A 19,309-nucleotide genomic window follows, 5' to 3' on the forward strand; every position below is an offset into this window, starting at 1 on the left:
AGTTCTGAGGGAAACAGGAGGGCTAAATGAAACGGCTACTGCGTGCAACATTGACGGCGGGTGCGATCGCCATGGCGGCATTCGCCGCGCACACCGCCAATGCCCAGGACAAGGGCAAGGTCTACTACATGGTGCCGACCTTGCTGGACGAGTTCCAGACCGCGTCGGTCGAGGCCATCACCAACTTCATGAAGGAAGTCGGCTACACCGTCGAGGCGAAGAACGCGGACAACAAGACTGATCTGCAGCAAAGCCAGATGAACGACGTCATTGCCTTGAAGCCCAAGGCGATCATCCTGGCCGCCGTGGACTTCAATGCGCTGGTACCCTCGATCGAGAAGGCCCGCGCCGCCGGCATCCCGGTCATGATCTTCGACCGCCAGATCAAGACCACCAAGATGGACTTCACCTCGGTTGCCGGCACGGTCGAGATCGGCCATGTCGCCGCCGATCAGATCCAGGGCCTGCTGAAGACCAAGAACGGCGCGGTCAAGGGCAAGGTGCTGCAGGTGCTCGGCGATCCCGCCGATCCCTACACCCTCGAAATCCAGCAGGGCTTCGAGGAGAAGATGAAAGCCTTCCCGGACGTGAAGATCATCTCGCTGCCGGCCATGCAGTGGGAAGCGTCCAACGCCGGCACCATCGTCGCCGACCAGCTGGTGGCGAACCCGGACATCGACCTGATCTTCGTGCATGCAGCGCATCTTGCCGTCGCCGCGGTGGCTTCGCTGGAAGCCAAGGGCAAGAAGCCGGGCGACGTCATGCTGGTCTCGTCGAACGGCGCGCCGGTCGGTCTCGATCTCATCCGCAAGGGCTGGGAGAATGTCGAGGTCGAGCAGCCACTGTTCGCGCAGGCGGCGGCGCTGGCGATGTTCGCCGACAAGGTGATCAACAAGCAGGAGATCAAGCCGGGCAAGTATGACGTGCTCGGTCTCGAGTCTGAGGTCACCATGGAAGCCTGGGGTCCGAACATCAAGATCCCGGGTGCGGCGATCAACAAGGGCAATGTCGACGACACGAAGTTCTGGGGCAACCTGAAGCCGCCCGCGACTCCGATCAAGCCGGTCGAATAAGCCTAAGACCCATGACGCCGGGCCGCCTTCCCGCTTCGAAGGGGCGGCGGCCCGGTTCTCTTTCCTGATAAGTTCGGAGCTGCATGATGTCCCCAGGCCAACGGGCTCTCCTGGAATTCCTGCTCGACAACCTGGTCTGGTTGCTGCTGATCGTCGTGCTGGTCGTCTTCTCGATCGCCATCCCGAACTATTTCCAGGTCGGCATCTTCACCAACATCATCGAAGACTCGACCTATGTCGGCGTCATGGCGATCGGCCTCGCCATCGTCATCATCGCCGGCAACATGGACCTTTCCGTGGAATCGGTCGCCGGTCTGACCGCGATGGTGACCGGCATCCTGTTCTGCAGCGGCGGCATCGGCCTCAACCCCGACTTCGGCGCGTGGAATTGGGTGATCATTCCCGGCTCCCTGCTGCTGGCGCTGATCGTCGGCGGTGTGATCGGGCTGAGCAACGGCATCCTGGTGGTGAAGCTCCGGATGAACGCTTTCATCGTGACGCTCGCCTCCTATATCTGGGTGCGCGGCCTGGTGCTCGCCATCTCCGGCGGCCGCTCGGCCCAGGGCATGGTGCCGGAGCTTCGGGTCATCGGCATTCCGGTCTTCGATTTTCTGCCGCCGAGCGCCTTCATCGCCATCCTCTGCTTCATCGGTTTCTCCTTTCTCATGCGCCGGACACCCTTCGGCCGGCATGTCACCATGATCGGCGGCAATCCGATCGCAACCTTCCGGGCCGGCATCAAGACCGACCGGCTGATCCTGATCAGCTTCATCATCGCCGGCGCGGTTGCCGGCGTGGCCGGCTGGCTGCTGGCGATCCGCACCTCGGGTGCCACCGCCAATCTCGGCGTCGGCATGCTGTTCAAGGCTTTCGCGGCCGTGGTGATCGGCGGCGTCAGCTTGAAGGGCGGTATCGGCCAGCTTCCCGGCGTCTATGCCGGCGTGCTGCTGCTCTCGGCGATCCAGACCGCGATCAACCTCATGGGCTTGCCCGCGCATTACACCCAGCTGATCCTCGGCTTCCTGGTCCTGGCCGCGATGTTGATCGACACCTTGAAACTGCAGATCAGGCAGCGGTTGGCATGACCGGGCGTCTCGAAGGCAAGGTCGCGCTGATCATCGGTGCCGCCCGCGGCATCGGCGCCGGCATCGCCCAGCGCTTCCAGGAGGAAGGTGCGAAGCTGGTAATCGGCGACAGCGAGGCCGAGGCGGGGCAGGCCGCCGCGATCCGGCTCGGCGCAAAGTTCGTGACCACCGACATCTCCAAGAAAGCGGATGCCGAGCGCGCGGTCGCGACCGCGCTCGAGGCTTACGGCGATCTCCATATCGTGGTGCAGAATGCCGGCATCTATCCCTGGTCGCTGATCGAGAACACCGAGCCGGAGGAGTGGGACGCCGTGCTCGGCGTCAATCTCCGCGGCACCTATTTGATCGCCCGCGCCGCGCTCCCGCATATGAAGGCGAAGCAATATGGCCGGATGATCTTCACCTCCTCGATCACCGGCCCGCGCGTCACCAGCCCCGGCCACGGCCATTACTCGGCCTCGAAGGCCGGCATCAACGGCTTCATCAAGTCGGCGGCGCTGGAATTCTCCGGCTACGGCATCACCGTCAACGGCGTCGAGCCGGGCAACATCCTGACCGAAGGCATCCAGCAGCACCGCAGCGCCGCCTTCATCAAGACCATGGAAGATGCGATCCCCTTGGGCCGGCTCGGCACGCCGCGCGACATTGCCAACGCGACGCTGTTTCTCGCCTCCGACGAGGCGTCCTATATTACCGGCACGACCATCGTGGTGGACGGCGGGCAGACCCTGCCGGAGGGCAAGGACTTCCGCCTGCAGCCGGAATAGCGGAGGAGGCACCGATGAGCGCCGAGCAGACTCTGAAGGAGCGCAGGATCGTCCTCCCGGAATGCCCGGCGCCGAAGGGCAACTACGTGCCGGCGCTGGTGCATAACGGGATCCTCTACCTCTCGGGCCAGGGACCGCTGCAGCAGAACGGCGAGTTCGCCCATGGCGTGGTCGGCGCCGAGATCACGGTGGAGCAGGCCTACCAGCACGCGCGATTGACCGGCCTGGTGCTGCTCTCGGCGGCACGCCAGGCGCTGGGCTCGCTGGACCGGGTCGAGCGCGTGCTCTCGGTCTTCGGCATGGTCAACGCGGTGGCGGGCTTCGGCCAGCAGCCGCAGGTGATCAACGGCTGCTCCGATCTCTTCGTCGAAGTCTTCGGCGAAGCCGGCCGCCACACGCGCGCGGCCGTCGGCATGGGCAGCCTGCCGCTCGGCATCTCGGTCGAGCTCACCGCGACCATGGCGGTACGCGGCTAGTTCAGCCGGTCGGCGATCCTCGCCAGGGCTGCCTTGGCGCAGATCTCGTCGTTGCCGCCGCCGGGTGCGCCGCCAACGCCGATCGCGGCGACCATCTCGCCGTCGATCTTGACGCCGACCGCGCCCGGCAGCAGGAACAGGTTCGGCAAGGTGGCGTAGGTTGCCGCATAGGGATTCGTCTTCAGCTGCTCGACCCAGTCGCCCAGCACGGTGAAGCCGAAAATCGGCCCCATCGTCACCACGGTATAGGCCTTTCGGAAACTCGCATCCTTGGTGTGGATCGTGCTCCCGTCGCCCTTGGCCTGCAGCTTGATATTGCCGCCGGCATCGACCACCGTGACGGTGACGTGCCAGCCGTGATCCTCGCACACCCGGATGCCTTCGGCGGCGGCTTCCATCGCGAGATCGAGTGGCAGGAAGCCCTGCTGCATATCGGCAGCGGCGGCCGGGGTCGCCGCTGCGGCGAAGCCGATCCCGCAGAGGGCCGAGATCATGGCTTTGCGCATGATGCCCCCTCTCAGTTCGCCGGCTTCAGCCGGTCGAGGAAGGCCAGCATCGCCGCGGAGATTTCCGGCAGATGCGTCTCCAGCGCGAAATGCCCGGCGTCATAGGCGTGGACCTCGGCGCTCGGCACCAGGGTCTTGAAATAGTCGCGCCCCGCCGTGGTGAAGAACGGATCGTTGTCGCCCCAGACCACCAGCATCGGCGGCTGGGTCGCCTTCAGGTATTCCTGCCACGCCGGGTATTGCGCGACATTGTCCTGGTACTGGTAGAGCAGTTCGACCTGGATCTGGTCGTTGCCCGGCCGATCGAGCAGCGCCTGGTCGAAGGTCCAGGCATCCGGATTGACCCGGTCGCTGCGCGTCTCGCCGTGGGTGTACTGGAACCGCGTCGCCTCGGCGCTGAACGCCGCGCGCAGCGGCTTCTCGGTCTCCGGCGTGCGGTTCTGCCAGGCCGGCAGGAAGCTCGCGACGATCTCCTTGTGCCAGCCCTCGACGTTGACCACGGCGTTCTGCACCACGAAGCCGCGCACCCGCTCCGGATGCTTCAGCGCGAGCCGCATGCCGATCGGCCCGCCATAGTCCTGCATATAGAGGACATAGCTCTGCAGCCCGAGCTGGTTGGTGAACGCGTCCATGACGGTCGCGAGGTTGGCGAAGGTGTACTGGAACCGGTCGAGGCCCGGCGTGCTGGAATAGCCGAACCCGGGATAGTCCGGCGCGATCACGTGATAGCGCTCCGCCAGCACCGGAATGAGATCCCGGAACATGTGCGAGGAGGATGGAAAGCCGTGCAGCAGCAGGACGGTCGGCGCCGCTTTCGGCCCGGCCTCGCGGTAAAAGATGTCGAGGCCCTGGACCTCGGCGTGATGATAGGTGGTGGGCTCGGCCTCGGCCGGCGACAGGGCCGGCATGGCCCCGAGCAGCGTCCCGAGGGCCGCGGCGTGCAGCTTGCGTGACATGATAGCTCCTTGGTGGAATGAGGGGACGGTGCCCGGGGATGAGGGTGGTGCTGCGCGCGCCGGTTTCAGGCGGCGTTGCGCGCCGGTGCGACCAGCGGGAAATCCACTGCCGTGCCGGCAACTTCGTTCACGTAGTTGGTGAGCGTGTTGAGCGCGACATGCAGCACGATCTCCACGATCTGGCCGGCGTCGTAGCCGGCCTGCCGCACCGCGGCCAGATCGGCATCGGCGACATGGCCGCGCGCGGTGGCGATCTTCACCGCGAACTGCACGGCGGCATCGGCCTTGGCATCGTTGGACCGGCCGCCGCGATTGGCCGCGATCTCCGCGTCATCCAGCTTCGCCAGGTTCTTGCCGAGATAGCTGTGCGCCGAAAGGCAGTAGGTGCAGCCGTTGAACTCGGCGATCGCCAGCGCAATGCGCTCGCGCGTCCGGGCGTCGAGGCTGCCCTTCGCGAGGGCGCCGTTCAGGCCGAGATAGCCGTCGAGCGCCGCCGGGCTGTTCGCCACCACCAGGAACAGGTTGGGCAGGACGCCGAGCTGCTGTTTCACGGCCGAGAGCGCGCCATGGGCCGCCGCCGGCGCGGCCTCGAGATTGGCGGGGATCGGGATTCGGGACATCTGGTGGCTCCTTTGCGTGTCCGGCGAGGGATTGGGCCGGTCCCGGTCATGTAGTTCTTTCCATTTTTCAGGACTATGTGCCATTCTTGGAATTGATCTTTCCATTTATTGAGAAATCTATGGATCGCTTTGAATCGATGTCCGCCTTCGTGGCGGTGGTGGAGGCCGGCGGCTTCTCAGCGGCAGCGCGCAAGCTCGGCATGCCGGTCGCGACGGTGAGCCGGAAGGTCTCGGAGCTCGAGGCCCTGCTGCAGGCCAGCCTGATCAACCGCTCGACCCGCAAGATCGCGCTGACCCAGGGCGGCCAGGCGTTCTACGAATCCAGCCGCCGCCTGCTCGAGGATCTGGGCGAAGCCGAGCGCGCCGCCTCGGGCGAGTATCGCGCGCCGCGCGGCGAGCTGGTGATGACGGCACCGATCGTGTTCGGCCGGCTGCACGTGGTGCCGGTGGTCGTCGAATTCCTGAAGCAGTATCCGGAGGTCGACGTGCGCCTGCTGCTCGACGACCAGATCGTCAACCTGGTCGACGAGCAGGTGGACCTCGCGGTCCGCATCAGCGAACTGCCCGACAGCAGCATGATGGCGACGCGCATCGCGACGATCCGGCCGGTGATCTGCGCCAGTCCCGCCTATCTCTCCGCCCACGGCATGCCGCGCCACCCGGAAGAGCTCGCGGACCACGACTGCATCATGCGCAGCCGCCTCCCCACACCGGATGCCTGGCCCTTCCGTGTGGACGGCACGGTCCGCATGGTGCCGGTGCGGCGGCGCCTGGTGGTGACGACGGCGGAGGCGAGCATCGAGGCGGCCCTGGCCGGTGCGGGGCTGACCAAGGTGTTCTGCTACCAGGTCGCCGCAGCCGAGCGGCAGGGCCGCCTCGTCACCATCCTGCGCGAATTCGAGCCCGAGCCGATGCCGCTCAGCCTGGTCTACAGCGGCGGCCGAATCGTGCCGATGAAACTGCGCGCCTTCCTGGATTTCGCCATACCGCACCTGAAAAAACGGCTGCAATAGCGCGGGGCGTAAAACAGTTTCAACGACTAAAGAGTGTGTTCCGAATTCGGCATATCAGCAGCTTTCGCAGATAAACCTTGGCGATTGTGTACTTGGCGTACCAGCATCAAGATATTGATTTAAAATGCTTTTGCGGACAGACCCAAGCGAAGGCTTCTATCCGGTACGGCAAATAAACCGGGTAAATTTTCTTGGCGCGGATTGGATAGCCACTTTGCTTACAGGTGGGGTTCCATGGCTGCATGGAAAACGTAGCGACCGACGACTCACCAGAGACTGAGGCTTGGTTGGCTGATCTCCGCATGCGCGCACAAGCGCGCATGCGGGCCGACCCAGTTATTGCGTCATCGCTTGAACTTTCTGCTCAAGCTCACGAACAACGCGACCAACTTCTAACGCGGTTGATTGCGCATCTTTCGCGGTAGCTGACGCCTCGTGAAGTTCACGGTTGATGTCTTTTATCGCGCTCAAGACTTCCCCTAGGTTAGTCTTCAGAGAATAGAGTTTTTCTTCAGTCGTGAGAGTATCCCATGCCTCCGGCACCATTGCCTCCTGTGGTTAAGAATGCCCCGCTCATGCGAGACCTTTGCCGACTCATCAATCAATTCGATGTGGGCGACCAACTAGCCTCCGAGTGCGCGGAAGCCATCATGCGTCGTGTTTTTGCGGAACCAACTTCCGAATTAGACGCCCTGCGAGTTCGGCTAGGTCAATCGCGAGTTGGGTCGCCTTGTGGCCGTCCTTGTTCATTGCAACAAGATCGCGCTTCGCGGTAGATCCCTTATGAGTGTTGCCGCTCGCCTTTATGCTGAAGACCTCGACGTTGTACCCATAGGTCATCACGGCGGAATGGACGATTTCATGCCTCGAGTTCTTAAGGGCTGCTGCGCGGTCAAGCAGCGGTATTGCGTCCGGCTCGAACTCTTGAAAATCAGGAAGATCCCGAAACGCCTTGCGCAGATACGCTATCTTCCTCTTCGTGGACGCTGGCGCTTCAGGCTCGATAGCGGATCCACCGCACTGGCGAAAGGCAATCGCGATGATGCCGTCCAGGGCTATCTCGCAATAAGCCCAGTTCACTGTAAGGTGACCAATCACGAGATAGGTCAAATCCTCGTCACCCAATTCCATAATGGGGTCCGCCATGGCTAAGCACCCTTCCGACGAGAAACGCGAAGACGACGTGATGCGACGCATGATCGCGATGAAGCCGAAGCCGCATCCGAAAGCGCCGAGCGCGAAGAAAGCCGCGAAGAAGAAGGCGAAGACGTGAGTGCGCCAGAGTTTATCGGCGGGTTTCTGGTCGTCAGTCGCGCCCCCAATGTCATCGCGTCATTCGACATTATTTGTCGAGAATTACCACGCCGCGGTGGAGGTAGTGCTCCTCATCTTTCCCATCACCTGGAACGAGTTCGATCTGCTCTGCGTCAAGCGGAATCGTCCCTGGCTCATTATCTGGGCCATTCCAGCGGACTGCATCCGGAGCAGCATACGGACGCCCGCCGTGCCACCTCAGAAACCCAAGCCCAATCGTGACCTGTCCATCCTTTTGGAACTTCAGAACTATGCGCGGGGCCTTCTCCATAGCATTCGCTCCTAAGCAGCCTTGCAACTCTTAGGATAGCGAAAGAAGGGCCGGGAGTCTCATCCCGGCCCTTTGCCTTAACTCTTTGATTTGGGGGGCTTGTTCGGCCTGTCGTATGAGATGGACTCACGCGGCCCCGTTAGTCCGCCGATAGGTCAGGCGCTTGTTCCCAACGCCACGGATCGCCGCATCGGCGCGCATGGTGTCGTCGATCTCCAAACCGGCGCGGTGGTTGTAGCGGAAATCGAACTCGTTCAAGTAGCGCTGCAAGTGCTTTTCGCTGCAATGCTGGTACACGCCAGTCATGCCGCGCTTGAAGATGCTGAAGAAGCCTTCAATCGCGTTCGTGTGCGCGCCGTCCTTCATGTATTCGTTCTCGGTGTGCTTCACGGTCTTGTGCGCGGCGAAGTCCTTGCCGATGTCCTTGTAAAGCAGGCTCTCGTCGGTGTGCAGTTCGGCCTTCGGATCGGTGTTGCGAACAAGGATCTGCTCAATCGTCGCCACGTTGGCGTGATCGACGCGGAACATGCGGGACTTGCCGCCGCTCACCAGACCGACAATCGGCTTATTGTGGCCTTCGTCGCCCTTCACCACGCGGCGGTTGCTGCCGGCGCGCGGCTTGCGGACACGGAAGTAGGTTTCATCCGCCTGCACGGGCTGGCCTTCGCCGCCCATCGGCTCGGTGATGATCGGGGTCATGGCTTCACGGATGCGATGGGCCATAAACCACGCGGTTTTGTAGGTCACGCCCAACAGGCGGTGAAGCTGGTGCGCGGACATGCCCTTTTTGCTGCTGCACATAAGATGGTTGGCATAGAGCCACTTGTGCAGCGGAACGTGCGAGCGCTCGAACACCGTGCCAACGGTCGCGCTAAACGGCTTCTGACAGGACTTGCACTTGTAGACGCCCGGGCGGGTAGCCTTGGTCTTAGGCTTCAGGGCGGTGGCATCGTCCACAACGCCGCAATGCGGGCAGATCGGACCGTCCGGCCAGCGCAGCGCCTCGAAATGCTTACGGGCGGCTTCTTCGTCGTGAAAGATCGGGTCATCAAACTTGCGCATGGCGGCTCTCCCTGTCCCTTCAATCTAGGGATTGGGGTCCGGTACGTCAAGTATATAATCGCCTAAACCTTGCACTAGAACAAAAGAAGACTTATATTTCTTCTCGCATTGCCTGTTGCGCCCTGCCGCTTTGCCAAGCGGGGCATTTGTAGTCCGGCACCTGTGCCGCGTTCCCGTTCAGAAGAGTTGAAGGCGACGATGCCGCGCATCGCGCGCGCATGACGATGCATGCAGTCGATGCAGACCCGACACCGACGGAAAGGAGAATCCATGGACCTGATCGACGAAGCAATGGCGCGAGTGGCGCTGCGCGACGCGCGTGATCGCGAGGCCGACCTGCCCGGAACCTTTACAGGGCCTTTACCACGGGAAGAGTCGATGCCGGCCCTCAGCGACGAGATAAAGGAGTTTATCGTCAAGCGCTTGGCATGCTTTGAGACCCCCTCCCGCGTGGCGGAGGCCGTAAAGGTCGTTTTCGGCATCAGCATCACGCGCCAGCGGGTCTATCTCTATGACCCGCGCTGTTCGCAACCGCCGGCGCAGCGCTGGCGCGACCTCCATGCGCGGACGCGCGAGAAGTTCTTGCATGATGTTGACCAGATCGCCGTCTCGCACAAAGCGGTCCGCCTGCAGATGCTCGATCGCATGGCCAGAAGCTGCGAGCGCAACAATGTGGCGCTGGCGCTCTCCAGCCTGGAGCTGGCGGCCAAGGAATGCGGCGGCTTCTACGAGAACCGGCGGCCGGTCCTGCTGCAGCTTCCGGCGGCGGCGGTTGCCGCGCCTGCCCTGCATCACGCGGTCGGCAGCCCCGCGGCGGAAACCTGCAGGACGATCTCCGCCGCCGCGACCATCATCTCGATCGGCAGTGACGGCGCGGCGCTTTCGCCGTTGAGCGGGCCGTTGCCTTCGCGCAGCAGCGCGGCGACCTGCTCGGAGGCGTAGGGCAGGTGAATGAAGCCGCAGGGCGTCCCGCGCGCGGCGCAGAGCCCGAGCGCGCTGTAGAGCGTCGCGTTGCAGAGATAGCTGCCGGCGCTGTTCGAGAAACGCGCGGGGATTCCGGCTTCGAGCAAGGCCGCGCGAATGGCGGCGCTGGGCAAGGTCGAGGCGCGGGCATCGGGTCCTTCCGGCTCGATCGCCCGCCCGCGCGGACTGGCGCCCGCGTTGTCGGGAATGTCGAAGTCGGCGAGGTTCACGCCGAAACGCTCGATCCGGATCATGTCTTCGCCCATTGCCAGGCCGAAGCCGATGTAGAGAGCCGGTGCGACTTCATCGAGCAGCGCCTTGAGGCGGTCGTGATAGCGCGCGAAATCCACCGGCAGCAGGCGGCCGACGATCTTGCAGCCACTTATCTCCATTCCGTCCAGGGCCGCCGCGATCTCGGCGGAGGGATTGGAGGCGAGGCCGGCATAGGGCTCGAAACCAGTGATCAGAACAGACGCCATCGTCGCCAACCCAAGTCCGCTGAAATTAAGGCTCACTCATAACGTCCGCCGCGCGATGCCGACAACCGGCCCACTGCATCGCCACCCCACCATAAGGAAAACTTGGCTCTCCCCAAGCAACTCTTGTTTGTCTATCATATCAGTAGAGATAAAACTTGAGCCTAGGTTTGGCTTGCGTGGAACTGGCTGAGCCGAAGCACAATTCAGACCAGGACGGATTCAGGGATCGGAGGCTATGATGCTGAAAAACATTACGAAATTCGCAGCTTTGGCGATGGTGAGCCTGGCGCTCGGCTTGAGCCTGTCGGGTTCGGCCCTGGCGCAGGACCAGCTCTTGAACGTGTCCTATGATCCGACCCGCGAGCTCTACCTCGCCTATAACGAGGCTTTCGCCAAGCATTGGAAGGAGACCACCGGCCAGGACGTCTCGATCGAGTCCTCCCATGGCGGCTCCGGCAAGCAGGCCCGCTCGGTGATCGACGGGCTCGAAGCCGACGTCGTCACCCTCGCGCTCGCCTATGACATCGACGCCATCGCCGAGAAGGGCCAGCTGCTCGCCGCCGATTGGCAGGCCCGCCTGCCGCACAACTCGACGCCCTACACCTCGACCATTGTCTTCCTGGTGCGCCAGGGCAACCCGAAGGGCATCAAGGATTGGGGCGACCTGGTGAAGGGCGACGTGCAGGTGATCACGCCCAACCCGAAGACCTCGGGCGGCGCGCGCTGGAACTACCTCGCGGCCTGGGACTGGGCGCTGAAGCAGCCGGGCGGCAATGCCGACACCGCCAAGGCCTTCGTTGCCGATCTCTTCAAGCATGTGCCGGTGCTCGACACCGGTGCGCGCGGCTCCACCACCACCTTTGCCCAGCGCGGCATCGGCGACGTGCTGCTGGCCTGGGAGAACGAAGCCTTCCTCGCGGTGAAGGAGCTCGGCCCCGACCAGTTCGAGATCGTCGTTCCTTCGACCTCGATCCTCGCCGAGCCGCCGGTCGCGGTGGTCGACAAGGTCGTGGACGCCCATGGCACCCGCAAGCTCGCGGAAGAATACCTGAAGTATCTCTACTCGCCGGAAGGCCAGGAGATCGCCGCGCGGAACTACTATCGCCCGACCGACCCGGCGATCGCGGAGAAGTACAAGAGCCAGTTCCCTAATCTCAAGCTCTCCACCATCGCCGATTTCGGCGGCTGGAAGCAGGCGCAGGCCGACCACTTCGCCGACGGCGGCATCTTCGACCAGATCTATCAGCCGGCGCAGTAAGCCCGGCGCATCCCTCGACGCGACTAAGCCGGCGCCCGGTCCAGTCTTTCTCCCAGCTGGACCGTGCGCCACCCCTCGAACTTCGATGCAGAGGAGTTCCCGATGCTGGCGCTCGCCGAGATCCTTGGCCTGACCATCCTCAATGCGCTGCTCCACGCCGCCTTCACCCGCTGGAAGCTGGCGCGCCGCGCGACCGGGCCGAAGCGCCCCGCCAGGCTGCGGCTCGCCGCCCACTACCCGCTGCACCCAAGCCCGGTCGCGGGCGCCCCGGAACACGCGGCACATATCCGTCCCGCCGGCATCGACTGGTAGCGCCATGGCGCGCGCGATCGAGGGCGGTGGCGGAATGGCTGCTAGAGCGCCGCGATATAGTGCTCGACTTTGAGGAACTCCGCCCGCGCGGTCGGCGCCAGCGCATCGATCCTGGTCCAGTCCTGCGCCTTGCCGGCCGCCTCAAGTGCGACCATCAGGTCGGCCAAGGCATGCGCGCCGATGCTGCGTGCGGAGGATTTGAGCTTATGCGCCGAGCTGCGAACCTCGCCGGCATCGCGCTTGCCATGCGCGGCCTCGATCTCGGCCACGATCTGGCGCGAGGGCTCGAGGAAGGAGCCCAGGATCTCCTTGAACGTGCCAGGGTCCTCGCCGAACATGTCCTTGATCGCCCGCGCGTCGATCGCTTCCGCCGTGCCGGCGCCGTTGCCAGGGGTCGCCACCAGTGCGGCCGGCGCGGCCGCTTTCGGGGCGGGCAGCCACTTCTCCAGCACGGCGATCAGCGCCGGCATCGCGATCGGTTTAGAGACATAGTCGTCCATGCCGGCGGCGATGCAGCGCTCGGCCTCGCCTTGCAGCGCGTTGGCGGTGACGGCGACGATCGGGATGTGCCGGCCGCTGTCCTGCTCCGCCGCGCGGATCCGCCCGGTCAGCTCATAGCCGTCCATCACCGGCATGTGGCAGTCGGTCAGGATCAGGCCGTAGCGGTCGCGGCCAAAGGCCTCGAGCGCTTCCTGGCCGTTGCCGGCGATCTCGCAAGCGCGGCCCAGAAGGTTGAGCTGCCGTCGGATCACGTCCTGGTTGGTCGGGTTGTCCTCGGCGAGCAGGATGAGCTGGCCCATGGCGGCCGCTTCGTCGGGCGTCGGCGCCTGCACGGGCTTGAGCTTCGCGGCGTCGAGCTCGTTCTTGATCTGCGGGCTGGCGCGGCCCGCCGCGACCGCGACCGCCGAGACCAGCCGGTAATAGAGCAAAGGGTTGGCATCCACCGTCACCAGGTCCGGCTCGGCGATGCGCGCTGTTCTATACTGGTAGTCTTGCAGCAGGATCATCACTGCCGGTGCCACGCCGGCTTCGCGCAAGGCGGCGACCGCCTTCTGCTGCGCCCCGGCATCGAGGCCGAGATCGAGCATCACCGAATCGAACCTCGAACGCTCGGCAGCAACCGCCGCGATCGCGTCATCGAGATCCGGCACCGGCGTCACCGCACCGCCGCGGTCGCGGATATAGGCTTCGATCGTTGCCTGGCGCGGCGCAATGCTGCCGACCAGCAGCACGTGCAGGTCCTTGAGGTCGCGCTCCTTGCGTCCGGTCGGCACGTCCTCGGCGATATGGAAGGGGAAATCGACGGTGAAGGTGGAGCCGCGGCCTTCGACGCTCTCGACCGTGATGGTGCCGCCCTTCATCTCGGCCAGGCGCTTGCAGATCGCGAGCCCGAGCCCGGTGCCGCCATAGCGGCGGGTGGTGGAGGATTCGGCCTGGGTGAAGGCCTCGAACAGCTTGGCCTGGTTCTCCTTGGAGATGCCGATGCCGCTGTCGATTACCCGGAAGCGGATCCAGACCTTGCCGTCGTCCTCGCGCTCCAGCGGCTCGGCGCGCATCTCAACGTCCTTGCCGTTGGAGAATTTCACCGCGTTGCCGCCGAGATTGAACAGCACTTGCCGCAGCCGCGTCGGGTCGCCGCGCACATGGCTCGGCAGGTGTGGATCGACGAAGACGTGGATGCGGATGCCCTTCTTGGTCGCATTCGGCGTGAGCGTGGCGGCAACCCCCTCGACCGCGTCGCCCACCGACATGGTCACGCGTTCCAGGCTGAGCTTGCCGGCCTCGATCTTGGAGAAGTCGAGGATGTCGTTGATGACGGTGATCAGCGCATTGCCGGATTCGCGGATCGTGCGCACCATGTGCTGCTGATCCTCGTCGAGCCGCGTCTGCGCCAGGAGCTCCGCCATGCCGGTGACGCCGTTCATCGGCGTGCGGATCTCGTGGCTCATCGAGGCCAGGAACTCGCTCTTCGCCTTGGTCGCGGCTTCCGCGGCTTCCTTGGCGGCGCGGATTTCGCTCTGCGCCTGCTTCTGCTCGGTGATGTCGCGCATCAGCGCCACCACGATCGGGCTGCCGCTGGTGCGGATCGGGCTCAAGGCGATCTCGACCGGGATCTCCTTGCCGTCCTTGGCGAGCGCGAACAGCTCGCGCCCGGCGCCCATCTGCCGCAGCCGGCCGTCGGCGAAGAAGCCCTGCACGTGGACGGGATGGCCGGCGCGGTAGCGTTCCGGCACCAGGCGCTCGATGCGCTGGCCGACCAGCTCCTCGGAGGTGTAGCCCAGCACCTTGTGGACCTGCTGGTTCACGTATTCGATGGTGCTGTCGCCGCGCACGATCAGGATCGGGTCCGGGGTGCCGGCGAGGATCGCGTCGGTGCGGATCCGCGCGTCCTTGGCTTCCGCGAAGGCCTTCTCGAGCTCGACTTGCAGGCGCTTGGCTTCGGTGACGTCGCTGAACCAGATGAGGTAGGCCTCTTCCTTGTTGAGATGCGTGCGCCGCGCCGAGAGGCTCAGCGTCAGTTCCTCGGGCGTGCGCACGGAGACCACGACGTCCCGCACCACGCCGTCGCGCCGCGCGACATGAATCGCCCGGCGAATCTCCTCCTGATCGACGGCGACCTCGGTGAAGGAGAAGGTCTGGCCGAGAAAAGCCGACTTGCGCCGGCCGAGGATGCTGGCGCCGGGGTCGTTGACGAACAGCACCTTGTTGCTCTCGGCGGAGAGGACGATGACGCCGGTCGGGCTGCTGTCGAGCAGGTTGGTGAGCTGCTCCTGGCCCTCGGTGACCTCGCTGACCAGTCGGCGGGTCTCGACCAGGCTGGAGCGGAAGGCGCGCAGCGTGGTCGCGATTTCCCGGGTCTCGGTGACGCTGCCGCCATCCTCGATCTCGACATCCAGCTCGCCGCGGCTGAGCTTTCCCATGACGCGCAGCGACTGGTCCAGCGGCCGGCTGATCCGCCGCGCGCTGGCATAGCCGAGGAAGGCGATGGCCAGGGTCGACAGCGCCACGCCGGCGCCGGTTGCGAGCACGATGATGTTGAGCGGCGCCAGCGCCTCGGCGGCGTCGATGTTCGAGACGATGCCCCAGCGCACCCCCATCACGTCGATCGGGGCATAGGCGGTGATGACGTCCCGGCCGGCATAGCTCCTGGCGACGGTGCTTTTCGTAAATCCGGCCGCCGATCGCGTCGCTGCCTCGGCCGTCATCTTCTCCGTCATCAGCGCGCCGGTGGCGAAGCGGGTCTGGCTGCGCCGGGTGGCATCCGGCCCGACCAGATAGACCTCGCCGGTCTCGCCGAGGTCCTGGATGTGGTTGGCGAAATCGCGCAGTTTGGAATTGTCGAGCTGGATCAGGATCGCGCCGGCCACGCGGCCGGTCTCGTCGCGGACCGCCTGGCCCATGAAGAGCGCCGGATGCCCGGAAGGCCCATAGGGTGCCATGTCGGCGAAGGCCTGCTCCCAGGGCGGCTGGGCGGCGAGAGCCTTGCGGAACACGGTGGCGGCGTTGGACTGGCGATAGGGGCCGTTCAGCAGGTTGGTGCCGAAGTCGGCCTCCTTGACGACGCTGTAGACCACATTGCCGTCGGCATCGACCAGCAGCAGGTCGTCGAGGTTCTGGATCTGCTGCAGGCGGAGGAAGCGGTCATGCGCCGCCCTGTGCAGGGAGGTGTAGTCCGATCCGTCGCCCGCATTCGCGATCGCCGCCCGCGAGTCGGCGGGGAAGGGGTTGGCGGTCGTGTAGCTTTCGATCAGCAGCCTCCGCTGGTCGGTGCTGAGGCGCCGCAAGGCACGGGAGAAGGCGTCGATCCGGACCGGGACATCCGGCTCGGCGGCCAGCGCCGCCAGGCCGATGCGGTAGTGATCCATGACGTTGAGCACGGCGCGCGCTCGCTCGTTGCGCACCAGCTCCATCCGCTCCTTGGCCAGCGCCACATAGCTTTGATAGGCAACGCCGTAGGAGATGCCGGCCGAGACCAGCCCCGCCGCCGCCGCAAAGATCGCGATCAGCGCCGGCAGGCGGAAGGACAGCTTTTGCCAGTTGCGGGTGATCGCGTTCATCGTCGGGCTTCTCCGCGGGACCCGGATTTTCGCACGTCGCCGCGGTCCCGGCAGTTTCCCTTTAGGCCGTGTCGACCCCGTCCGGGGAGTCCCCTAACCTCGGCCTCCTTCAGTAGGGCAGGGAGTTCCGCGGTGCCGAACGTCGATCTCGGCCAGTACCAGGTCCTCTTGGTGGACGACGAGCCGTTCATCCGCCAGCTGACCGGCATGCTGCTGAAGCAGCTCGGCTGCCCCAACATCCTGGAGAGCGGCAACGGCGCCGAGGCGCTGGCCCAGCTGGACCGGCCGGGCGCTCATGTCGATCTCATCCTCTCCGACCTCAACATGCCGGACATGGACGGGGTCGAGTTCGTGCGGCACCTCGCGGCGCGCAAGGGCTGCCCGCCGCTGGCCTTCCTCTCTGGCGCGGAGTCCGGCCTGCTGCGCGCAGCCGAGGCGCTGGGCCGCGCCTATTTCCTGGAAGTGCTGGGCGCACTCGCCAAGCCGGTCAACAAGGAGGCGCTGGTGGCCGTGCTCGGCCGCATGGCGGAGGAGCGCGTGCCGCGGGCGCAACGGCGCGGCGTCGAGATCACCGAGACCGATCTCGGTCGCGGCATCGAGGCGCGCGAGCTCGTCTTCCACTACCAGCCGAAGATCGAGATTGCGTCGGGCCGGGTGTCCGGCGCCGAGGCGCTGGTGCGATGGCAGCATCCGCAGCACGGGCTGCTGTTCCCGGACCGGTTCATCGCCATGGCGGAATCCGGGCCGCTGATCGGGCCGCTCACCGAGGCGCTGGTCGAGATTGGCCTGGCACAAGTGCAGGAATGGCAGGGCGCGGGATTGCATCCGCATCTCGGCATCAACCTCTCACCCTCGATGCTGTCGGACGTGACCCTGCCGGATCGCTTCGCCGCGTCCGCCGCGCGCTATGGCGTCCCGGCCGAATCGATCGTGTTCGAGATCACCGAAACCGGAGTCGCCCGCGAGGAGCTGGTCTATCTCGAGATCGTCACCCGCCTCAGGATGAAGGGCTTCCACCTTTCTGTGGACGACTTCGGGACCGGCCAATCCTCGCTGCAGCGGCTGGAAGCACTCCCGTTCGGCGAGCTGAAGATCGACCGCCAGTTCGTGCATGGCGCGGCGAAGAATCCGGCCAAGGCGGCGATCCTGGAGGCTTCGATCGGCCTGGCGCGGACCTTGGGGCAGAAGAGTGTCGCCGAAGGCGTCGAGCTCAAGGAAGACTGGGAGCTGCTGCGGCGCCTGGGCTGTGACGTGGCGCAGGGCTATTTCGTCGCCAAGCCGATGCCGGCCGCGGCCTTCCCCGACTGGGTCGCCGAGTGGAGCGCGCGCAACGCTTCAGCTGTTTGAGTCGGAAGCCAGGGCGGCGACGTCGGGCAGCATGACGGCGCGGTACTCGTCCGCGTCTTTGAGGACCCGCATATGATTCATGACCCGTTCGAGGGTGGAGATCAGCTTCTCGGTCGAGACCGGCTTCAGGATGTAGCCGTTGATGTCGAGTTCGCCGGCGGCGGTCACCGCGTCCATGTCGCCGTGTCCGGTCAGCATCACCACGCGCTGGTCCCGCGGGATGAACTTGCCGACGCCGGTCCGGACCGCCTTCAGAAACTCCAACCCGTTCATCGGCTTCATGTTGAGATCGACGATGACGCAATCGACCGGGCCGATGCTGCCGTTGAACATCGCCAGCGCCGCTGCGCCGTTGGTGGCCCGCAGCACCTTGCCGGCGCCGCATTGCTTCAGGATCCGATCGACCAGCCCGAGCATGAACGTCTCGTCGTCGATCAGCATGAAGGTCTTCGATTTGTAGTCCGGCATATCCAGCATGGCCCAGCCCCCCGACCCAGCCCGATCAACCCATATCGCGGAACCGGCGCCGCGCCTCCTTGGACCATGGTCCAATTGCGGCCGGACATGGCCGTTTTATCGTTGAAGCAGCTGGAGTTACGTCTTCAGGGGGTGGGGTCATGAAACGCGCGCTGCTGTGTGGAACCGCGCTGGCCGGGGTGGCGACTGCGGCGAGTGCCGCCAATGCTTCGGACGGGATCAAGCTCGACGTCGGCGGCTTCTTCAAGCTCACCTACCAGGGCGTCTTCGACAACAAGGAGGAAGGCCATTTCGGCAACCACCGCAACGTCGATGCCGTCAACCACAATGCCGAGGTCCATTTCAAGGGCGAGACCACCCTCGACAACGGCCTGACGGTCGGCGCGCATATCGAGCTCGAGGCCGAGCAGGCAGACGACCAGATCGACATGGCCTTCGTCTACTGGCAGGGCGGCTTCGGCAAGGTGATCATCGGCTCGCAGGACAAGGCGATCGCCAATAACTGCCTGCTGCCGCCGGGTGCCACCGGCAACTTCTCGGCCTTCTCGCCGAACTCCTGGGGCTCGAACGACCCGATCGGCTCCAACGCCGCCTGCGTCGATACCGAGGACAACAACCAGGGCATCGTCTACGGCACGCCGAACTTCAACGGCTTCCAGCTCTGGGTCAGCTATACGCCGAGCAACAACGCCGAGGATTACACCCAGGCCGGCGTCAACGGCGCCGGCACGCCGACCAACCCGGACGGCACCGCCCACCATACCTTCAGCACCTATGCCACCTATTCCTATGCCGGCGAGAACTGGGGCCTCGATTGGGGCGGCGGCGGTTCCTGGCAGACCAAGTTCAACTACTCCGACGGCGGCAATGACGGGAAGACCAACGAATACCAGACCGGCCTCAACCTGACCTTCGGCAGCTTCGCGGTCGGCGGCGTCATGGAATACTTCGACGAGGGCGGCGACGACAACGACGCCTATGTGGTCGGCGGCGGCGCCTCCTATTCGATGGATCCCTTCGTCTTCGGCATCCAGGGCAGCCATGGCCATTACAAGGGCACCGACGCCTTCAGCCTGACCTCCAATCCCGGCGGCAGCCGGACTCTCAACCGCATCATCGCGACCTTGGACTATGCGATGTCGCCCGGCATCAACCTCGACGCCGAGATCGGCTACACCTGGTACAAGGACACCGGCGACGCCGTGCCGAACGAGGAAGACAACTACAGCGCCTTCAACATCGCCATCGGCTCGGTTTTCGAGTTCTAGCAGG

Annotated in this window: 19 protein-coding genes and 1 pseudogene; 11 read left to right on the forward strand and 9 right to left on the reverse strand. The window is 64.8% G+C overall.

Annotated features, from left to right (window positions below):
• Positions 1-26: 26 nt before the first annotated feature.
• The 4 genes from ACH2CY_RS09930 (at position 27) to ACH2CY_RS09945 (ending at position 3,401) form a co-directional block, all read left to right on the forward strand.
• On the forward strand, positions 27-1,073 hold the full coding sequence (locus ACH2CY_RS09930) for a sugar ABC transporter substrate-binding protein (RefSeq protein WP_395018585.1): 1,047 nt from the start codon (positions 27-29) through the stop codon (positions 1,071-1,073).
• Between the two features lie 86 nt (positions 1,074-1,159).
• Entirely contained in the window at positions 1,160-2,158 is a 999-nt protein-coding gene (locus ACH2CY_RS09935) for an ABC transporter permease (protein WP_395018586.1), read from the forward strand.
• The gene (locus ACH2CY_RS09940; RefSeq protein ID WP_395018588.1) at positions 2,155-2,925 is read left to right on the forward strand and encodes an SDR family NAD(P)-dependent oxidoreductase; all 771 of its coding nucleotides are present in this window, start codon (positions 2,155-2,157) and stop codon (positions 2,923-2,925) included. The genes ACH2CY_RS09935 and ACH2CY_RS09940 overlap by 4 nt, the downstream gene beginning before the upstream one ends.
• A 14-nt stretch (positions 2,926-2,939) precedes the next feature.
• Positions 2,940-3,401, forward strand: a complete 462-nt coding sequence (locus tag ACH2CY_RS09945; RefSeq protein ID WP_395018589.1) for a RidA family protein — start codon at positions 2,940-2,942, stop codon at positions 3,399-3,401.
• On the opposite strand, the gene ACH2CY_RS09950 is transcribed toward ACH2CY_RS09945, so the two are convergent.
• The 3 genes from ACH2CY_RS09950 to ACH2CY_RS09960 form a co-directional block, all read right to left on the reverse strand.
• On the reverse strand, positions 3,398-3,907 hold the full coding sequence (locus ACH2CY_RS09950) for a heme-binding protein (RefSeq protein ID WP_395018591.1): 510 nt from the start codon (positions 3,905-3,907) through the stop codon (positions 3,398-3,400). The genes ACH2CY_RS09945 and ACH2CY_RS09950 overlap by 4 nt on opposite strands.
• A gap of 11 nt (positions 3,908-3,918) precedes the next feature.
• A complete protein-coding gene (locus tag ACH2CY_RS09955; protein WP_395018592.1) occupies positions 3,919-4,863 on the reverse strand; it encodes an alpha/beta fold hydrolase in 945 nt (314 codons plus the stop codon).
• Positions 4,864-4,928: 65 nt separating this feature from the next.
• Positions 4,929-5,483, reverse strand: coding sequence for a carboxymuconolactone decarboxylase family protein (locus ACH2CY_RS09960; RefSeq protein ID WP_395018594.1), 555 nt, complete (start codon positions 5,481-5,483; stop codon positions 4,929-4,931).
• A 119-nt stretch (positions 5,484-5,602) separates the two neighbouring features.
• On the opposite strand from ACH2CY_RS09960, the gene ACH2CY_RS09965 reads away from it, so the two are divergent.
• Positions 5,603-6,496, forward strand: a complete 894-nt coding sequence (locus tag ACH2CY_RS09965) for a LysR family transcriptional regulator (protein WP_395018595.1) — start codon at positions 5,603-5,605, stop codon at positions 6,494-6,496.
• A 336-nt stretch (positions 6,497-6,832) separates the two neighbouring features.
• Here ACH2CY_RS09965 and ACH2CY_RS09970 read toward each other — a convergent pair whose 3' ends face one another.
• Positions 6,833-7,042 (reverse strand): hypothetical protein, encoded by a 210-nt coding sequence (locus ACH2CY_RS09970; protein WP_395018597.1) that lies wholly within the window; start codon positions 7,040-7,042, stop codon positions 6,833-6,835.
• Positions 7,043-7,144: 102 nt separating this feature from the next.
• Positions 7,145-7,642, reverse strand: coding sequence for a hypothetical protein (locus tag ACH2CY_RS09975; protein ID WP_395018598.1), 498 nt, complete (start codon positions 7,640-7,642; stop codon positions 7,145-7,147).
• Here ACH2CY_RS09975 and ACH2CY_RS09980 point away from each other — a divergent pair.
• Complete coding sequence (locus tag ACH2CY_RS09980; protein ID WP_395018599.1) at positions 7,641-7,769, forward strand: hypothetical protein; 129 nt, start codon at positions 7,641-7,643, stop codon at positions 7,767-7,769. The genes ACH2CY_RS09975 and ACH2CY_RS09980 overlap by 2 nt on opposite strands.
• Before the next feature lie 438 nt (positions 7,770-8,207).
• Here ACH2CY_RS09980 and ACH2CY_RS09985 read toward each other — a convergent pair whose 3' ends face one another.
• A complete protein-coding gene (locus tag ACH2CY_RS09985; RefSeq protein WP_395018601.1) occupies positions 8,208-9,143 on the reverse strand; it encodes an IS1595 family transposase in 936 nt (311 codons plus the stop codon).
• 378 nt (positions 9,144-9,521) lie between these two features.
• Between ACH2CY_RS09985 and ACH2CY_RS09990 the strand changes: the two are divergent.
• Positions 9,522-9,803, forward strand: a pseudogene (locus tag ACH2CY_RS09990) (DUF2280 domain-containing protein); the annotation flags it as partial.
• Positions 9,804-9,934: 131 nt separating this feature from the next.
• Here ACH2CY_RS09990 and ACH2CY_RS09995 read toward each other — a convergent pair.
• A complete protein-coding gene (locus tag ACH2CY_RS09995) occupies positions 9,935-10,585 on the reverse strand; it encodes a pyrrolidone-carboxylate peptidase (RefSeq protein WP_395018603.1) in 651 nt (216 codons plus the stop codon).
• Between the two features lie 235 nt (positions 10,586-10,820).
• Between ACH2CY_RS09995 and ACH2CY_RS10000 the strand changes: the two genes are divergently transcribed.
• Together ACH2CY_RS10000 and ACH2CY_RS10005 are read left to right on the forward strand one after the other, a co-directional pair.
• The gene (locus ACH2CY_RS10000; protein ID WP_395018605.1) at positions 10,821-11,843 is read left to right on the forward strand and encodes a sulfate ABC transporter substrate-binding protein; all 1,023 of its coding nucleotides are present in this window, start codon (positions 10,821-10,823) and stop codon (positions 11,841-11,843) included.
• Between the two features lie 63 nt (positions 11,844-11,906).
• Positions 11,907-12,155 carry a hypothetical protein gene (locus tag ACH2CY_RS10005; protein WP_395018606.1) on the forward strand — a complete coding sequence of 83 codons (249 nt, stop codon included), beginning with the start codon at positions 11,907-11,909 and terminating at the stop codon, positions 12,153-12,155.
• A gap of 41 nt (positions 12,156-12,196) precedes the next feature.
• On the opposite strand, the gene ACH2CY_RS10010 is transcribed toward ACH2CY_RS10005, so the two are convergent.
• Complete coding sequence (locus ACH2CY_RS10010; RefSeq protein WP_395018608.1) at positions 12,197-16,213, reverse strand: ATP-binding protein; 4,017 nt, start codon at positions 16,211-16,213, stop codon at positions 12,197-12,199.
• A gap of 132 nt (positions 16,214-16,345) precedes the next feature.
• On the opposite strand from ACH2CY_RS10010, the gene ACH2CY_RS10015 reads away from it, so the two are divergent.
• The gene (locus tag ACH2CY_RS10015) at positions 16,346-17,560 is read left to right on the forward strand and encodes an EAL domain-containing protein (protein WP_395018610.1); all 1,215 of its coding nucleotides are present in this window, start codon (positions 16,346-16,348) and stop codon (positions 17,558-17,560) included.
• Here ACH2CY_RS10015 and ACH2CY_RS10020 read toward each other — a convergent pair.
• Positions 17,549-18,037, reverse strand: coding sequence for a response regulator (locus ACH2CY_RS10020; RefSeq protein WP_395018612.1), 489 nt, complete (start codon positions 18,035-18,037; stop codon positions 17,549-17,551). The genes ACH2CY_RS10015 and ACH2CY_RS10020 overlap by 12 nt on opposite strands.
• A 140-nt stretch (positions 18,038-18,177) precedes the next feature.
• Here ACH2CY_RS10020 and ACH2CY_RS10025 point away from each other — a divergent pair, with 140 nt between their 5' ends.
• Complete coding sequence (locus tag ACH2CY_RS10025) at positions 18,178-19,305, forward strand: porin (RefSeq protein WP_395018613.1); 1,128 nt, start codon at positions 18,178-18,180, stop codon at positions 19,303-19,305.
• The last annotated feature ends 4 nt before the right edge of the window (positions 19,306-19,309 follow it).

It is taken from the genome of Dongia sp. (assembly GCF_041905885.1).
In the GTDB taxonomy this organism is placed as follows: Bacteria; Pseudomonadota; Alphaproteobacteria; order Dongiales; family Dongiaceae; genus Dongia.

Coding starts and splice junctions, on each gene's coding strand:
- ACH2CY_RS10025 (WP_395018613.1), top strand. CDS start 18,178: ATGAAACGCGCGCTGCTGTGTGGAACCGCGCTGGCCGGGGTGGCGACT.
- ACH2CY_RS09935 (WP_395018586.1), top strand. CDS start 1,160: ATGTCCCCAGGCCAACGGGCTCTCCTGGAATTCCTGCTCGACAACCTG.
- ACH2CY_RS09985 (WP_395018601.1), bottom strand. CDS start 9,143: ATGCGCAAGTTTGATGACCCGATCTTTCACGACGAAGAAGCCGCCCGT.
- ACH2CY_RS10010 (WP_395018608.1), bottom strand. CDS start 16,213: ATGAACGCGATCACCCGCAACTGGCAAAAGCTGTCCTTCCGCCTGCCG.
- ACH2CY_RS09945 (WP_395018589.1), top strand. CDS start 2,940: ATGAGCGCCGAGCAGACTCTGAAGGAGCGCAGGATCGTCCTCCCGGAA.
- ACH2CY_RS09975 (WP_395018598.1), bottom strand. CDS start 7,642: ATGGCGGACCCCATTATGGAATTGGGTGACGAGGATTTGACCTATCTC.
- ACH2CY_RS09960 (WP_395018594.1), bottom strand. CDS start 5,483: ATGTCCCGAATCCCGATCCCCGCCAATCTCGAGGCCGCGCCGGCGGCG.
- ACH2CY_RS09940 (WP_395018588.1), top strand. CDS start 2,155: ATGACCGGGCGTCTCGAAGGCAAGGTCGCGCTGATCATCGGTGCCGCC.
- ACH2CY_RS09950 (WP_395018591.1), bottom strand. CDS start 3,907: ATGCGCAAAGCCATGATCTCGGCCCTCTGCGGGATCGGCTTCGCCGCA.
- ACH2CY_RS10000 (WP_395018605.1), top strand. CDS start 10,821: ATGATGCTGAAAAACATTACGAAATTCGCAGCTTTGGCGATGGTGAGC.
- ACH2CY_RS09955 (WP_395018592.1), bottom strand. CDS start 4,863: ATGTCACGCAAGCTGCACGCCGCGGCCCTCGGGACGCTGCTCGGGGCC.
- ACH2CY_RS09980 (WP_395018599.1), top strand. CDS start 7,641: ATGGCTAAGCACCCTTCCGACGAGAAACGCGAAGACGACGTGATGCGA.
- ACH2CY_RS10020 (WP_395018612.1), bottom strand. CDS start 18,037: ATGCTGGATATGCCGGACTACAAATCGAAGACCTTCATGCTGATCGAC.
- ACH2CY_RS09930 (WP_395018585.1), top strand. CDS start 27: ATGAAACGGCTACTGCGTGCAACATTGACGGCGGGTGCGATCGCCATG.
- ACH2CY_RS09970 (WP_395018597.1), bottom strand. CDS start 7,042: ATGGTGCCGGAGGCATGGGATACTCTCACGACTGAAGAAAAACTCTAT.
- ACH2CY_RS09995 (WP_395018603.1), bottom strand. CDS start 10,585: ATGGCGTCTGTTCTGATCACTGGTTTCGAGCCCTATGCCGGCCTCGCC.
- ACH2CY_RS09965 (WP_395018595.1), top strand. CDS start 5,603: ATGGATCGCTTTGAATCGATGTCCGCCTTCGTGGCGGTGGTGGAGGCC.